This window comes from Methanobrevibacter sp. (genome assembly GCF_017409525.1).
Taxonomy (GTDB): Archaea; Methanobacteriota; Methanobacteria; order Methanobacteriales; family Methanobacteriaceae; genus Methanocatella.
The window spans coordinates 71,484-86,396 of the sequence record NZ_JAFQSO010000008.1; the positions used below are offsets into that span (position 1 = coordinate 71,484).

General features: G+C 34.4%; 15 protein-coding genes. 9 read left to right on the plus strand and 6 right to left on the minus strand.

The window, feature by feature from the left end:
• Positions 1 to 44: 44 nt before the first annotated feature.
• The 5 genes from IJE64_RS03965 (at position 45) to IJE64_RS03985 (ending at position 4,142) form a co-directional block, all read left to right on the plus strand.
• The gene (locus IJE64_RS03965) at positions 45 to 344 is read left to right on the plus strand and encodes an STAS domain-containing protein (protein WP_292782339.1); all 300 of its coding nucleotides are present in this window, start codon (positions 45 to 47) and stop codon (positions 342 to 344) included.
• The gene (locus tag IJE64_RS03970) at positions 341 to 718 is read left to right on the plus strand and encodes an ATP-binding protein (protein WP_292782341.1); all 378 of its coding nucleotides are present in this window, start codon (positions 341 to 343) and stop codon (positions 716 to 718) included. The genes IJE64_RS03965 and IJE64_RS03970 overlap by 4 nt, the downstream gene beginning before the upstream one ends.
• Positions 718 to 2,598 carry a PP2C family protein-serine/threonine phosphatase gene (locus IJE64_RS03975; RefSeq protein WP_292782343.1) on the plus strand — a complete coding sequence of 627 codons (1,881 nt, stop codon included), beginning with the start codon at positions 718 to 720 and terminating at the stop codon, positions 2,596 to 2,598. Before IJE64_RS03970 ends, IJE64_RS03975 begins: the two co-directional genes overlap by 1 nt.
• Positions 2,595 to 3,227 (plus strand): 4'-phosphopantetheinyl transferase superfamily protein, encoded by a 633-nt coding sequence (locus IJE64_RS03980; protein ID WP_292782346.1) that lies wholly within the window; start codon positions 2,595 to 2,597, stop codon positions 3,225 to 3,227. The genes IJE64_RS03975 and IJE64_RS03980 overlap by 4 nt, the downstream gene beginning before the upstream one ends.
• A 99-nt stretch (positions 3,228 to 3,326) precedes the next feature.
• On the plus strand, positions 3,327 to 4,142 hold the full coding sequence (locus tag IJE64_RS03985; protein ID WP_292782349.1) for a hypothetical protein: 816 nt from the start codon (positions 3,327 to 3,329) through the stop codon (positions 4,140 to 4,142).
• Between the two features lie 104 nt (positions 4,143 to 4,246).
• Here IJE64_RS03985 and IJE64_RS03990 read toward each other — a convergent pair whose 3' ends face one another.
• Positions 4,247 to 5,263 (minus strand): aminopeptidase P family protein, encoded by a 1,017-nt coding sequence (locus IJE64_RS03990; protein WP_292782351.1) that lies wholly within the window; start codon positions 5,261 to 5,263, stop codon positions 4,247 to 4,249.
• 49 nt (positions 5,264 to 5,312) lie between these two features.
• Between IJE64_RS03990 and IJE64_RS03995 the strand changes: the two genes are divergently transcribed.
• The 3 genes from IJE64_RS03995 to IJE64_RS04005 are packed head-to-tail and all read left to right on the plus strand — an operon-like array spanning position 5,313 to position 7,813.
• The gene (locus IJE64_RS03995; protein WP_292782355.1) at positions 5,313 to 5,954 is read left to right on the plus strand and encodes a site-2 protease family protein; all 642 of its coding nucleotides are present in this window, start codon (positions 5,313 to 5,315) and stop codon (positions 5,952 to 5,954) included.
• Between the two features lies 1 nt (position 5,955).
• Positions 5,956 to 7,161, plus strand: a complete 1,206-nt coding sequence (locus tag IJE64_RS04000; RefSeq protein ID WP_292782358.1) for a YcaO-related McrA-glycine thioamidation protein — start codon at positions 5,956 to 5,958, stop codon at positions 7,159 to 7,161.
• A 1-nt stretch (position 7,162) separates the two neighbouring features.
• Positions 7,163 to 7,813: a TfuA-related McrA-glycine thioamidation protein gene (locus IJE64_RS04005; protein ID WP_292782361.1), complete on the plus strand. Its 651-nt coding sequence runs from the start codon at positions 7,163 to 7,165 to the stop codon at positions 7,811 to 7,813.
• A gap of 194 nt (positions 7,814 to 8,007) precedes the next feature.
• Here IJE64_RS04005 and IJE64_RS04010 read toward each other — a convergent pair whose 3' ends face one another.
• From IJE64_RS04010 to IJE64_RS04025, 4 genes are read right to left on the minus strand one after another with little or no spacing between them, the layout of a single operon-like run.
• A complete protein-coding gene (locus tag IJE64_RS04010) occupies positions 8,008 to 8,469 on the minus strand; it encodes a hypothetical protein (protein ID WP_292782364.1) in 462 nt (153 codons plus the stop codon).
• Between the two features lie 7 nt (positions 8,470 to 8,476).
• Positions 8,477 to 9,316 carry a CBS domain-containing protein gene (locus IJE64_RS04015; protein ID WP_292782367.1) on the minus strand — a complete coding sequence of 280 codons (840 nt, stop codon included), beginning with the start codon at positions 9,314 to 9,316 and terminating at the stop codon, positions 8,477 to 8,479.
• Between the two features lie 43 nt (positions 9,317 to 9,359).
• The gene (locus tag IJE64_RS04020; protein WP_342764989.1) at positions 9,360 to 9,782 is read right to left on the minus strand and encodes a universal stress protein; all 423 of its coding nucleotides are present in this window, start codon (positions 9,780 to 9,782) and stop codon (positions 9,360 to 9,362) included.
• A gap of 41 nt (positions 9,783 to 9,823) precedes the next feature.
• Positions 9,824 to 10,978: an amidohydrolase family protein gene (locus IJE64_RS04025; RefSeq protein ID WP_292782373.1), complete on the minus strand. Its 1,155-nt coding sequence runs from the start codon at positions 10,976 to 10,978 to the stop codon at positions 9,824 to 9,826.
• Between the two features lie 147 nt (positions 10,979 to 11,125).
• On the opposite strand from IJE64_RS04025, the gene IJE64_RS04030 reads away from it, so the two are divergent.
• Positions 11,126 to 11,719: a zinc ribbon domain-containing protein gene (locus tag IJE64_RS04030; protein ID WP_292782376.1), complete on the plus strand. Its 594-nt coding sequence runs from the start codon at positions 11,126 to 11,128 to the stop codon at positions 11,717 to 11,719.
• A gap of 17 nt (positions 11,720 to 11,736) precedes the next feature.
• Here IJE64_RS04030 and carB read toward each other — a convergent pair whose 3' ends face one another.
• A complete protein-coding gene (carB, locus tag IJE64_RS04035) occupies positions 11,737 to 14,913 on the minus strand; it encodes a carbamoyl-phosphate synthase large subunit (protein WP_292782378.1) in 3,177 nt (1,058 codons plus the stop codon).

Sequence of the window (14,913 nt, forward strand, 5' to 3'; positions counted from 1 at the left end):
CAAATTAAATAATATAATATACAAAAATAGTTTTGAGGATTACTATGAACATTGAAAAAAAATATAATGAAAAAGAATTGACCTTATCTGTTGATGGCCGTATTGATACTATAACCTCACAGGACTTGGAAACTGAAATTAATGCAGAAATGGGCAATTTCGATTCCTTGATAATGGATTTTACCGGTTTGGAATACATCTCAAGTGCAGGGCTTAGAGTATTAATTGCAACCCAGAAAAAACTAAAAGCCGACAATATCCCATTTGTTATTAAAAACGTTAATGATACTGTCAGCGAAATATTCAGGATGTCCGGTTTTGATAAAATATTAAAGATAGAATGAATTCAATAACCCTTAAGCCAGAATTAAAAGAGTTATACACAATAAATGAGTTTATCTCAAATAAACTATCTCAAGAAAACCTTCAAGTTAATTTAATTGTTGAAGAAGTTTTTGTAAATATTGTACACTACTCAAAAACCGATTTTATAACTGTTAATGTTGAATATGACCATCCAATATTAACATTGGAGTTTATTGACAATGGAGTCGAATTCAATCCTCTCCTAAAAGAAGACCGCGAGGCTCCCCAAACAATTGAGGACGCCCCAATTGGCGGGCTTGGAATCTTTTTAACCAAAGAACTGTCTGACGATTTAGACTACGCCAACATTAACGGTGAAAATCACTTAAAAATAACTAAAAAAGTGGAATGATGAAAACCAAACTAAGAAACATATTGATCCCATTCATAGGTATGTTTATTGCTTATTTTGCTTCTAACAGCGATATTTTTCTTGAAATGGGAGTAAGTATCCCCCATGTAGGCCTATTATTTGTTTTTGGATTAATATTTGGCCCATATGGTTCTTTGGGTGCCGTGGCTGCAAACATAGTAATCGATCTTCTAAACGGATATTTCCCTATTGAAATACTACCATCAGCCATTTTTAGTTTTGGAGTTTCATATTTATCCTATAAACTCTGGTACACCAGTTTTAGAGGCCATAAAATTACAAAACCAAACTTAGATAATTTTTACCATGTCCTCCTATTTTTATCAATTATAATAATCTGCGGATTTATCTATTCAGTAGTCCACGGTAATTTAATCTATGTTTTATTTGACATGGATTTAGACCAATATATCACTGTTTATTATTTTATGAATTTTATAAATATTGCATTTGTCTTTGGGATAATATTCATCTGGTTATCTAAAAAGATTGATTTTGTATACACTCCAGAACCATCCAAAAGACCATTCAATAAAAGATTATACCAGATAATATTCTGCCTATTATTACTTGTTTGCCTAATTTCCATGACAACATTAGTATTGGACATAGATTCCCATATCATATATGCAGAATTAATATCAATCGGAATCTTATTATTTGCATTTTTAACAAAACCGGTTGAAAATAAAGTAGAAGAAAATGAAGAGAATACAATAGTCACTAAGATTGTGAATGTCTTTCTAACAACGACACTACTTATTGCCATTATCGGAATAATAATCTCCCTTTTTAGTTATGGGTTTGTGGAAAGCTTAGACACAGGCAATGAAATGAATCTCTTCATATATCTGATGCCTTTACTCATAATTAGTGATGCCCTCATAATATTATTCTTTATTCCAGGAATAGTTATTTTAAAATACATTGAAAATAAGGTAATCAAACCGATTTCATCATTTTCAGAAATTGAAAAATTTATCAAAGAAGACGAAAAAATCGAAACCGAAGGACTGGTGGAAATCTATTCAAAGTACATCAATGAACAGAATGAAATCGGAACCCTTGCACGCTCCTACACCGATTTAATTAATCACAACAACCAATATATTGAAAATATCCATGAGATTGAAGGTGAAAAAGAGCGCATAAAAGCAGAACTTGATATCGCAACAAAAATTCAGGCTGCAAACCTGCCGACTGAAGCCCTCATAAATGATGATTACATTGTTAACGGTTACTCACATCCTGCAAAGGAAGTTGGAGGGGACTTCTTTGATTATTATGAGATAGATGACGATAATTTGGCTATTGTAATCGGTGATGCATCAGGAAAAGGCGTTCCAGCCGCACTGCTTGCAACAATTACGCAGGCGATACTGCAACAATTGCTCAAACATGAAAAAGACCCTTCCAAAGTGTTATATCTATTAAATAATCAGCTAGCTGAAAATAATTCCGAATCCATGTTCATTACATTATGGCTTGGAATTTATAATAAAGCAACCAAAAAACTAACATTCTCAAATGCAGGACATAACCCTCCATTAATAAAAGAAAATGATGAGTTCAAATACTTGAATATTGATACTGGAATTGTTTTGGGAATAATGGAAGATTATGAGTTTGTATGTGAAGAATTAACATTTTCAAAACAATTAGTTGCATATACCGACGGAATAACAGATGCCAACAATAAGGAAAACGATATGTACGGTGAAGACAGGCTCCGAGACTTCTTTAATGGATTTAAATTAGACACCGACCCGATAAAGCCTCTTTTAGATGACATCAATGACTTCACCAAAGGTGCGGAACAATTTGATGATATGACATTAATATACTTAAAGATAGAATGATAAAATTTGCCTTTTGTGATGTTGATAATTTAGATTTAACCAAAGCCTATAATCTATTGCCCAAAAGCAGGAAATCAAAAGTGGACAATTTTAGATTTGAAAAAGATAAAAAGCTTAGTGCTGGAGCATATCTACTATTGAACAAATTACTAACTGAAGAAGGCATCACCCAACCTATTTTTAAAATTGGAAGATATGGCAAGGCATACATATCCAACCATGAAAACATTTATTTTAATTTGAGCCATTCAAGCAAATTAGTCGCCTGTGCGGTATCCGATGGGGAAGTTGGAGTGGATGTCGAAATGATAGATCCTGCAATTGACTTGAACATAGCCAAGCAATACTTCTACAATAAAGAATATGAAAGCATAATGAACTCAGACAACCCCCAAGACGAATTTTTCACATACTGGGTTTTAAAAGAAAGCTATATGAAATACACTGGCCTGGGCTTTAATCTAAAATTGGACAGCTTTGAAATCATCATCAAAGATGAAATCAAGCTCAAAAATGATGAAAACAATATAAAATTTAGCCTATTCAACATCAATGATTACAAATTGGCAATAGCTTCCAAATACGATGTTGGAAAAATCATGGAATATGACATTAATGATCTAATTTAGATAAAAATGCTAAAATTAGAAATATTTAATATGAACCCTAATAAATAATTTAATATACAAAGAAAACCAAATTATCCAAAATATTGGTTCGTGATGAAAATGTTAGGTTTAAAAAGTAAAAATATTGAAAATGAAGATATTAAAAATCCCCCAAGCGATGATGCATATCCACTCATTGCAACAGTATTTGCAAATAAAAAATTGAGCAAACCTAAAATAGCCATAAATTCTTTATCACTTACAATTCTCGATTTAATTAATCAAGAGCAAATTAAATGTGATATAGATTGGGAAAACCCACATGAAATAGGTAAAAATCTTTCAGAAGAAGATGTGGAAGTCATGAAAAACATCACCCTTAGACTAGCAAATAAAGGAGAGCTAAAAACTTCAGAAACCTTAGCTATCAACCTACTGAAAAGAATGAACAACTCAAAAAAATTCAACTTGAAGGATATGCTGAAGAAAAGCAAAAACTCAGCAATAGCCAATAACTTCCAGGACGATTTCATAGAATTTAAAAATGCTTTGGAAAATGAAAACAATTTTACTTCAAAAGATTATAAAGACATTTTAGAAAATGGCAAATTTACATCTAAAGGAAAAGAAATCAAAAAAGAGTGGAAAACCTTCCAAGATTATCTTAAATCAGAAGAACTAAGTGAAAAATATCCTCCAGAATCAATCGAAGAAAATGCCGAGCAAATAATTTTGGCGGCATGCTTCAACATTGAAAAAGAGGCATTGAAATCAAGAGAAAATAACTCTAAAATATCTGATTTCATTGACAAGGACGGATATAAAATGTTAAACATTATATTTGATAACACATTATCCAATGTTACTGAAAAACGCAAAGGAGACGGAATATTCTACGGAATAAATGACAAATATACTATTCCGGGAGGAGGATAATAAAAAGCAACTTATTTTGTTGCTTTTTTCAATACCCCCAGTATTCCCATTTCATTAATCATTGATTCCAAACCTAAAAGGATAATGGCTACATCACCAACTAATTACTCAATTTTTAAAGGCAAATCCCCAATCACATTGGCTTTCTTATAAATGGCAACGGTATCTTCAAGCCTTACCCCGAATTCACCTTCCAGATATATGCCTGGCTCAACTGTTATGACCATGCCCTCTTCAATTACCGTTTCATCACGAATTGAAAATCCGGGAGTTTCATGAATATCAAGACCTAAACTATGGCCTGTTGAATGAATGAATCTATCACCATAACCATAATCGGCTATGATGTCCCTTGCAACCTTATCAATTTCGATGCATTTAAGACCTGGCCTGATGGCTTTAATCGCCTTATCATGCGCTTCAGCGACAATATCCCAAATTTCTTGTTGTTTTTCATTATAGACAATGGTTCGAGTATTATCAGAGCAATATCCTTCAAAAATCGCTCCCCAATCTATTAAAATAGGTTTTTCTAGCCTCTTAGCTTGAGGTATTGCATGAGGTAAGCTTGAACTGGCCCCACTCGTTACGATTGTGTCGAATGATTCCTTTGAGGCCCCATTTTCTATCATCAATCTGACCAAATCAAAAGCTATTTCCTTTTCAGTGTTTTTATTGTTCAAAATATCCAGCTGTAAAAATGACTTTTGAGCAATTTCTGTCGCTTTTTTGATTTTTTCAATTTCCAGTGTTGTTTTTATCATACGTTGCTTGTCAATGTATGTTTTTGAATCGATTGTAAAGTCATCCTTAAGCTTTTCATAGCTGCCGAACGGCAAACTTGGCTCGATGGCCAAATTCTTGATTCCTTCACTTTTTAGCTCCTTAATCATCACATCCATTGATTCGTATTCTTTAACTTCAAGAGAGGAATTATTTTTAGCAATCTCCATATCCATGCTGGAGACATAAATAATAGGTTCCTCCTTAATTACACAAAATGCAAAGCTGGTTGGCCTATAATTTGAAATATATTCAACATTAGTGAATTTTGTAAGCAAATAAGCTTGAACATTATCTTTTTTTAAATCATTTATGATATTTGTTACATGTTCATCCATAGTTAATATTAGAAAAAACTTTATATATAAAATTAGATATTTTAAAATCATGATTAAATTTACAGCTAGTGAAGTAAGAGATTTAATAATTGCATTCATCGTTATTTCCCTATGTTTCGGAATTGCAAATACCGGACGTGATATGAATGCCTTAGCCCAAATACTTCCACCAATTATGGTTGGCGTAGGTCTTGGCTTTATATTACATGAACTCGGACACAAATTTGTATCAATGAAATACGGATACTGGGCTGAATTCAAATTATGGCCACAAGGGTTGCTATTTGCACTCGTTACTTCATTTTTCGGATTTGTATTTGCTGCACCTGGCGCAGTTTACACATATGCAAATTACATGACCGATGAAATAAACGGGAGAATATCAATTGCCGGACCTATTGTAAATATCGTGCTTGCATTAATATTTCTTCTTATTGCAACATGGGTCTATCCTACTGCCTTCTATTCACCAACAGCACGGTTAGTCTTTGTAATCTGTTCACTAGGTTATTCCATTAATAGCTTTTTAGCTGCATTCAATTTGCTTCCGATAGGTAATTTAGATGGATCTAAAGTGTTAAACTGGAATGTTGGAATTTGGATTGCCACAATAGGAATCGCAGGAATCATGACCCTGTTGTACATGACAATAGGTGTTGAAAATATTGTTAGATTAATCATAGGATTTTAAGATGACGGAAGAGATTACATATTTTGAAGGAACTCATAGGGTAATAGCTCCGAAGAAAACGATTGAGATTACCCAGGATAAATTAAAGACAGCAGGAATAACCCGTATTGCAGACATCACCGATTTGGATAGGATTGGCCTTCCGATATACACTGCCATTAGACCAACCGCTGAAGAGGGCGGAGTCAGCATCTATGGTGGGAAAGGAATTTCTAAAAATCATGCCAAAGCATCAGCAATGATGGAAGGTTTTGAAAGATATTCCGCTGAAAGGCAAGATAGCGATGAAGTTATTGTTGCCAGCCCATCCGAGATTTCTGAGTTTGGCGAGTTCATCGAACCTGAATCATTGAATCTTCCAAAAGAACTTGAAAAAAAATGCATTAATGATTTGAGATTAGAATGGAGCCTATCGCATGATTTGATATCAAATAAAGATTATTATGTTCCGACAAATGCTGTTTTTCACCCATACACACATGAAAATGATATAACCAGTTTATTTAAATCAAATACCAATGGCCTTGCTTCCGGAAACATACTGGAAGAATCCATATTGCATGGGATGTTTGAAGTAATTGAAAGGGATGCCTGGAGCATCTTTGAGCTGACACATAAAAATTATGCCCAAATTGATACAAGCAGTATTGAAAGTGAAATCGTCAATGATACCATCGATAAATTCGAATCCGAAGGCATTAATATTAAATTAATGGATTTCACTGCAGACATTAATGTTCCGACAATTGCCGCTTCAGCAGATGACACAGTAACAAGAGATGCTGGACTCTTAACATTGGGAATGGGAACTCACCTAGACCCGGAAGTTGCAATTTTAAGAGCCTTAACAGAAGTGGCTCAAAGCAGAGCGACTCAAATCAATGGCGCTCGTGAAGACACTGTCAGAGCGGACTTTGCTCGTGAAGCAGGCTATGAGCGAATGAAAAGAATCAATAAATATTATTTCAAAGAGGAAGAAGAAAAGATTAGCCTATCAGATATCGAAAATAAGGCCACAACATCAATAACCGAAGATATTGAAATTGTTAAAGAAGAACTAATATCCAATGACATTAGCAAAATTTTATACACCGACCTTACAAGACCTGAATTGGACATTAGCGTTGTTCGCGTCATTATTCCTGAAATGGAAATTTATGCAATCGATCCGTCTAGAGCAGGTTACAGATTTTTAAAAGTAAGATAAAATGACAAAAATAATTATTTATACAGGACTATCAATCCCATTTAGCGAAGCAAAAGAAATTTTAGACTCCGATGACAATAATGAAGTAATTTATAAAAGACCAATTCAGAGAGGAGATTTGAACTTGGCCTTGAAGGAAAATCCCGACATTATCGGAATAATCGATGGAGTATTCCACCAAAACTCCGCCGTTGGCCATAAGGAAATTTTAAACGTGATTAAAAAAGGCGTTAGGGTTTATGGAGCTTCAAGCATGGGCGCTTTAAGGGCATCAGAGCTAGATACATTAGGAATGACTGGAGTTGGTTATGTTTACAACCAATATGCAACAGGAGAAGTGGATTCCGATGATGATGTTGCAGTGATGCTTGACTCAGAAACTTTAGAAGCGCTTTCAGAACCATTAATCAATATGAAATATGTTTTTACAAATGCCGTTGATAAAAATATCATTACCGAAACGGAAAAAGACGAATTGCTTGCAATTGCCAAAAAAACATTTTATCCCAAAAGAAATTATGCTCAAACATTGAGCGCATCAAATCTGGACAATGATAAAAAGGACAAACTCATTGATTTCATTCGCAAATCAGCAGACATTAAAAAAGAAGATGCAAAAGAATTACTTGAGTATATTAAAAATGAAGCATAATTCTAATTTTTAATTAAGTGATGTAGATATCCCACAACATTTCATTGAGATTTTTGATTAAAATTAATTAAAACAAAATCCCCTTGAAATAAATGATAAAAATAAGATAAAGGTATCGATTTAATTAATCGAATATCAATGTTAATGAAAGCATTTCCGCCATCGTCAAACATTATAAAATTAAGTTATCAAACTCACCTATTCATTTCCTGATATTTTTTCAAAACGATGTCTGGAGTTTCAATAGTTTTTTCAATGGTTTTAAAAATTTCATTAGTTTCGTGATCTTCGGAAACTTTTGTCAAGCCTTTTAAAACCAATTGTTTGCCATCAATCTTAAAACCAGTGTTGTCAGCCTCTATTTCTATTAGATTGATTTCAATTTCAGAAGCGTTTTCCAACTCATCATTAGCCTTAACCTCATATTTGAGTTTTAACTCCTTATGAGGCATCAACTCGTTGATGGTTCTCTTTATCACTGATTCAAACAGCTCCAAAAATTTCACGGCAGGAGGCAACTCATTAGCCCACCAATAGGTAAGAACAGAGTTGAGGACTATTTCATGTTCGACAAAATCATCATATAATCTTGCACGAACTCCAACGGAACTGTCATCAACTACTTTAATCACCAATACTGGACTAACAGCCATCATATCACAGTTATTCTACTAATGCCTTAATTAAATCGCTAGCTCTTACAAGACCGACTAAATCACCTTCAACGCCGATGACCGGAATTTGTTCGATGTTTAAGGATTTCATTTTTTTAGCGCAGTCTGAAACTTTGGTTTTGGAGTTAGCCACTTCAACATTGCCCACTGCAACATCACATACTACTTTATCAGTGAATTTCAAATGATTTTTCTCAATGTATAAAACAGAAGTGCTGTCCCATGACCATTTATCTCCTTCAGTACCAACAGTGGAACTGTGTTCACTTCTTTCAGAGATAATTTCGATTTCAGAGATAAAATCAGTTTCTGTTAAAATTCCGGATAATTTAGCATCATCATCTAAAGCCAAAATGGATTTTAATCCGAATTGATTCATACTTTCAAAAGCTACATTTAATGGAGCTTTTTCCCAAGTGGTTGGAACAGTGGTAATCATATAATTTTCAACAGCATCATCAACAGTAATTTTAGTTAAAGCTTTAGATACCAAGTCAAATGAAGTGATGATTCCAACAAGTTCCCCATCATCATTTACAACAGGAACTCTTCTTACGTCGTTTTCAATCATCTTGCGAGCTGCATCAGTTACGTCATCTCCAGGATTGACAGTAACTAAATCTCTAGTCATCAACATTGCAATTTGTTCTTCATCAGGATTATTAATTAAATCAGAACGAGTTACTAGTCCTACTAAAATATCAGTATCTTCTTTAACAACAGGAAGCACTGCTTTGTTTTCCTTTCTCATTAAGTCTAAAACTTTTTCTCTGTTACCTGGAACAGAAACGCTTACTACATTTTTAGACATAGTTCTTTTAACTAACATAAAAACACCTTTATTAACAAATAAATATAAAATTTACAATACCTTAATGAATAACGAGCACTGCACATTTAGCCGAATTTACAACTTTATCTGCTACACTGCCCATAATAAATCTATCGAAACCGGATTTACCGGAACTACCTATTACTATTAAATCAACTTCTTCTTCTTTTGCCACTTCTAAAATACATTTAGCCGGAGACCCTTCTTTAACGATGTGATTGATTTTTAAATTATCTTCATTTAATTCATCGAATTCTTTAAGGTTCTCTTCTGATCTTTCTTTTAAGAGTTGATTTAACTGGTTTATTTCATCATCTAATGGAAGTCCGTTAACAAAATTATTTTCTGTGACACTCACAGCGACTATTTCAGCCCCAGTAACCTTGGCTAAAAACAAGGCATGTTTTTGAGCTTTTTTTGCAAATTCTGATCCATCGGTAGGGACCAATATTCTTTTATACATCATTAACATCTCCCATAATATATAGATTTATATCCATGATATTATACAATACATTTTTTATTAATGATATATAATATATTTTTCGTTTCGCAACGATTACATATATTAAGATGTGGGTCTTTAGAAAAAGATTTAAAAATAATTAATTCCGCAAAATCGCCCTCATTTATGTACGACTTTTGTACCACATTATTAATCTCATGACTGCAGACATTTGTTGTTGCCATCTGCAATAACATTGCAGGGTCAATGTAACTTTTATAATAAACTGACATCAATTTCAAGCTAAATTCCAACTCCCTAAGCATGTTCGGAGAGTTTAGCATGACATTATCACTTCCAATCAATGGACGGATGCCCAAGTTTAACATTTCATTTAGCTTGCATACCCCAACATTCAATGCTGCATTGGCCCTTGGACAAACGACAACATTTGAAGAGGAATTCTTAATCAAATCCAAATCATCATTTTTCGGATTTGTAACATGGACCAACTGAGAAAAGTTAGCGTCAACACCTTTTTCAATTTCGGTTTTGTTGCATTTTTCCAATGATTCAATTTGGTTTTTTTCGGATTCCGCTACATGAATTGAAGAAATCTTACCCTGCTTACTACATTCATCAACTATTAATCTGGCCACTTCATCTGTAATTTCACCAAACCCGCTTGGAGCTATTCCATCAGCAACCTTTAGAATTTTGCGAATAGCTGTTTTGACTTTTGACAAATCAGGATCATCGCCATAAAAGCTATCATCACGACCCAAAATAACTGGTTTGATTGGGATATCCCTGCTAGCTTCTTTTAGAAGTTTGATGCCATGAAGGCCACCTTCACGATAATCAATGAAATGAGTGGTTCCGGAGTTTACCATATCCCACATTGATGATATCATTGCCCCAATCATCTCATCATCCTCAGCATTTGCCAAAGCCTTATGTTTAACTCCATTAGGCGGCTTGACCATTTCACTTAATGACAAACCGTAACCCTCATCCTTAATAATTGAGTCGCCAATATGAATGTGGCCATTTATAAAAGAAGGACAAACAACAGCCCCATCAACATCGATAATCTTGCCTTCAGACAAATCCTTTCCGATTTCTATAATCCTGCCGTCATCAACGACAATGTTTTCCTTTGATGAAACCAAATTTTGACCTTTCAATATAATTCCATTTGCTATAGTAAACATTAATGGAAATTCTAATTTTTTTTATTTATAAAATTTATCCTAATCAATTAAATTTATTTAATCATAAAAGATAATATTAACTAAGTAATTTGCAACTTTTTTATAAAATATTCAAATCCCAACTTCATCGTTTCATAAGTAAAGGAGATGATTTACATTAACTCTCAAGAGATAAGATACTTCTACAGGAATATAGTAAAAACTGGCGATGTATATAGAGTTAAACATAATAATAAAGACTATGGAGAGTTCAGTAAATTATCAGATGCATTATATGAAAGGGATGCACTATTTTTTTGTAATTTTGATTATGACCTGCTTGTCGAATGCGATTTGGAAAACAAGTATGAAAATATGGAACTGCCACCGTTTCCTGAAAAAAGACCTAAAGGAAGAATAAAAGGAACAAAAATTAACAAAAAAGAAAGGGAAGGGGAAATCCTCTTTAATCACAAAAAAAGGAAATTCTACATCAAACGAATGGAGGATGTAATCGGCTATTACGATACGATGACCGAAGCGTTCTACTACAAAAAGCTTTTGATGGATAATGATTGGGATAAAAGTGTTTTAAAAACCAATATTAGCGAAAGGATTGAAGTCAATATTGTGATTGATCAAAATAAAGAATATAAAGTTCAGCTAAACTTCTGTCCTAAGTGTAAAAGCAGGTTAAAAATTGGCGTGGAAGAATGTCCTTCCTGCGGTATCAATATTGAAGAATACCTTTATAATAATTAAAAAAGGATAGAGAATATTTATTCTCCATCAACATATTCGTTTAAAGATTTAACATTGATTTCACTATTTTGCACAGCAGCAATCGCATTTAATGCTGCTCTTGCACCGGCCAATGTAGTTACGTAAGGTATGCCCAGTTCAATAGCCAATCTTCTGATGATATAACCATCTTTTGCAGATTGTTTACCCTCAGAAGTGTTAATTATTAAATCAATTTCTTTATTTAAGATTGCATCCCTAATATTAGGGGATCCTTGAGATACCTTTTTAATTATTTCGATATCATCTAAACCAGTGGCCTTACCGGTACCGTCAGTTGCGGCAATACTAAATCCTAAATTAGCTGCTTTTTCTGCAATAGGCCTGATTTTTTTCTTATCCAGTTCTTTAACTGTGATGAATACTTTACCTTCCTTAGGCAATTCCATGCCTGCTGAAAGCTGTGATTTGTAAAATGCCATTCCAAAGTTTTCATCAATACCTATACTTTCACCTGTGGATTTCATCTCAGGTCCCAATATAGTGTCTGATTCCGGTAATTTTAAGAATGGGAATACAGACTCTTTTACAGCCACGTGGCCTATATTGATTTCTTTAGTTAAATTAAAGTCTTTTAATTTAGCCCCTTGCATAATCCAGGTTGCAACCTTTGCAAGCGGCACACCGATAGCTTTACTTACGAATGGAACTGTCCTACTTGCCCTTGGGTTAGCTTCAATAATGTAGACCATTTCCTCATCAAGTTTAACTGCATATTGAATATTCATTAAACCTTTGACATCCAATTCCAAAGCCAGTTTGGTTGAATTTTCACGAATGGTATCCAAGATATGTGCCGGAATAGTCTGAGGAGGTATTACGCATGCAGAATCCCCTGAGTGAACACCGGCTTCTTCAATGTGTTCCATAATGCCTGCAATGAACACATCTTCACCATCACATAAAAGGTCAACATCAAGCTCAATGGCATCTTCCAAGAACTTATCAACCAAAATCGGATGGTCCGGTGATACTTTTACGGCCTCTTTCATATATTCTTCAAGCTCATTGACATCATAAACAATTTCCATTGCTCTTCCGCCGATAACATATGATGGACGTACAAGAACTGGGAAAGTAATCCTTTCTGCAATTTCACGGGCTTCCTCAAAGGAATTGGCTGTACCATATGGTGCTTGGTGAATGTGTAATTTTTCTAAAAGTTCTGCAAACAATTCCCTGTCTTCAACCCTATCGATACTTTCATATGGAGTTCCTAAAATCTTTACGCCTGCATTGGCTAAAGGAACAGCCAGGTTAATGGAGGTCTGACCACCGAATTGTACAATAACACCATCAGGCTTTTCCTGATCGATTACCCCCATTACATCCTCAAATGTCAATGGTTCAAAGAACAATTTATCTGAAATATCATAATCTGTACTTACTGTTTCAGGGTTGTTGTTGATTAAAATTGTTTCGATGCCGTCATCTTTTAGAGCTAATGAAGAGTGTACACAACAGTAATCAAATTCGATACCTTGACCAATCCTGATTGGGCCTGCACCAAGAATAACAACTTTTTTCTTAGTGGTGGATACAAGTTCATTGCCCGCATCATAGCTGCTGTAGTAATATGGAGTTTTAGCCTCAAACTCTGCAGCACAGGTATCTACCATTTTGTAAGATTGCTTGATATTGTATCTTGAAAGCAAGTTTCTAACATATTCTTCAGTTTGACCAGATAAATCTGCAAGTCTCTTATTGGAACAACCCAATTGTTTTGCTTTTCTTAAATATGCCTCATCATTTAATTTTTCAGCAGTCACATCGTTTTCGAACTCAACGATGTTTCTGATTTTGTATAAGAAGAAATTATCGATTTTGGTGATTTCCCTTATTTTATCGATATCCATTCCATCTTTAATAGCTGAGTAAATTTGGAAATAAATCAAATCAGTAGGATTTGCTAAATCTTCTTCAGTGTATTCAACATATTCAAATCCATCAAAGCCCATATCAAGAGACCTTAATGCCTTTTGGAATGCCTCTTCAAAGGTTCTTCCAATAGCCATTACCTCTCCTGTTGCTTTCATTTGAACTCCAACTTCACGGCCGATTCCTTTGAACTTATCGAATGGCCATCTTGGGATTTTGATTACAACATAATCGATAGCAGGCTCAAAAGAAGCGGGGGTCTCTTTGGTAATGTCGTTTTTGATTTCATCTAAGGTCAAGCCCAATGCAACTTTTGATGAAATCTTAGCGATTGGATATCCTGTCGCTTTGGATGCAAGTGCACTACTTCTGGATACACGAGGATTTACTTCAATTACCTTATATTCATCGGTTTCAGGATTTAATGCAAACTGAATGTTACATCCACCGCGAATACCCAATGCCCTGATAATCTTAATTGATGCATCACGCATCTTTTGAATGGTCTCATCGCATAAGCATTGAATAGGAGCAACAACAACACTGTCACCGGTGTGGATTCCCATCGGATCAATGTTTTCCATAGTACATACAATGATACAGGTGTCTTCCTTGTCCCTCATCACTTCAAATTCGATTTCTTTCCATCCAAGAACTGATTCGTCAATGAGCACCTGATTGATGAAACTCATATCCAATCCATGTTTTGCAATCTCAATTAATTCTTCTTCATTGTGAGCTATTCCCCCACCAGTTCCGCCTAATGTGAAAGCTGGCCTTACAATAACCGGATATCCAATATCCTTAACTGCTTCAAGCGCTTCATCAACACTTTCAACAGCCTGACACTTTGGAATTTCTTCTTCGATTTCTTCCATAAGATTAGCAAACAAGTCTCTGTCTTCTACATCCTTAATTGTTTGAACATCTGAACCTAAAACCTTGATTCCTTCAAGCAAACCTAAATCCCCAAGACCGGTTGCAATGTTTAATCCTGTTTGTCCGCCCATGGTTGGTAAAATAGCATCAATTTCTTCTTCTTTTATAATCTTTGCAACAATTTCAGGAGTTAACGGTTCGGTATAAACAGTATCTGCCATGCCTAAGTCTGTTTGAATTGTAGCAGGATTACTGTTAACAAGTACTGTTTCAATACCTTCCTCTCTTAGTGATTTACATGCTTGTGAACCGGAATAATCGAACTCTGCAGCTTGTCCGATTTGAATAGGTCCAGAACCAATAATTAATACTTTTTTAATATCCTTATCAACTGGCAT

Coding starts and splice junctions, on each gene's coding strand:
- IJE64_RS03965 (WP_292782339.1), top strand. CDS start 45: ATGAACATTGAAAAAAAATATAATGAAAAAGAATTGACCTTATCTGTT.
- IJE64_RS03970 (WP_292782341.1), top strand. CDS start 341: ATGAATTCAATAACCCTTAAGCCAGAATTAAAAGAGTTATACACAATA.
- IJE64_RS03975 (WP_292782343.1), top strand. CDS start 718: ATGAAAACCAAACTAAGAAACATATTGATCCCATTCATAGGTATGTTT.
- IJE64_RS03980 (WP_292782346.1), top strand. CDS start 2,595: ATGATAAAATTTGCCTTTTGTGATGTTGATAATTTAGATTTAACCAAA.
- IJE64_RS03985 (WP_292782349.1), top strand. CDS start 3,327: ATGTTAGGTTTAAAAAGTAAAAATATTGAAAATGAAGATATTAAAAAT.
- IJE64_RS03990 (WP_292782351.1), bottom strand. CDS start 5,263: ATGGATGAACATGTAACAAATATCATAAATGATTTAAAAAAAGATAAT.
- IJE64_RS03995 (WP_292782355.1), top strand. CDS start 5,313: ATGATTAAATTTACAGCTAGTGAAGTAAGAGATTTAATAATTGCATTC.
- IJE64_RS04000 (WP_292782358.1), top strand. CDS start 5,956: ATGACGGAAGAGATTACATATTTTGAAGGAACTCATAGGGTAATAGCT.
- IJE64_RS04005 (WP_292782361.1), top strand. CDS start 7,163: ATGACAAAAATAATTATTTATACAGGACTATCAATCCCATTTAGCGAA.
- IJE64_RS04010 (WP_292782364.1), bottom strand. CDS start 8,469: ATGATGGCTGTTAGTCCAGTATTGGTGATTAAAGTAGTTGATGACAGT.
- IJE64_RS04015 (WP_292782367.1), bottom strand. CDS start 9,316: ATGTTAGTTAAAAGAACTATGTCTAAAAATGTAGTAAGCGTTTCTGTT.
- IJE64_RS04020 (WP_342764989.1), bottom strand. CDS start 9,782: ATGTATAAAAGAATATTGGTCCCTACCGATGGATCAGAATTTGCAAAA.
- IJE64_RS04025 (WP_292782373.1), bottom strand. CDS start 10,978: ATGTTTACTATAGCAAATGGAATTATATTGAAAGGTCAAAATTTGGTT.
- IJE64_RS04030 (WP_292782376.1), top strand. CDS start 11,126: ATGATTTACATTAACTCTCAAGAGATAAGATACTTCTACAGGAATATA.
- carB (WP_292782378.1), bottom strand. CDS start 14,913: ATGCCAGTTGATAAGGATATTAAAAAAGTATTAATTATTGGTTCTGGA.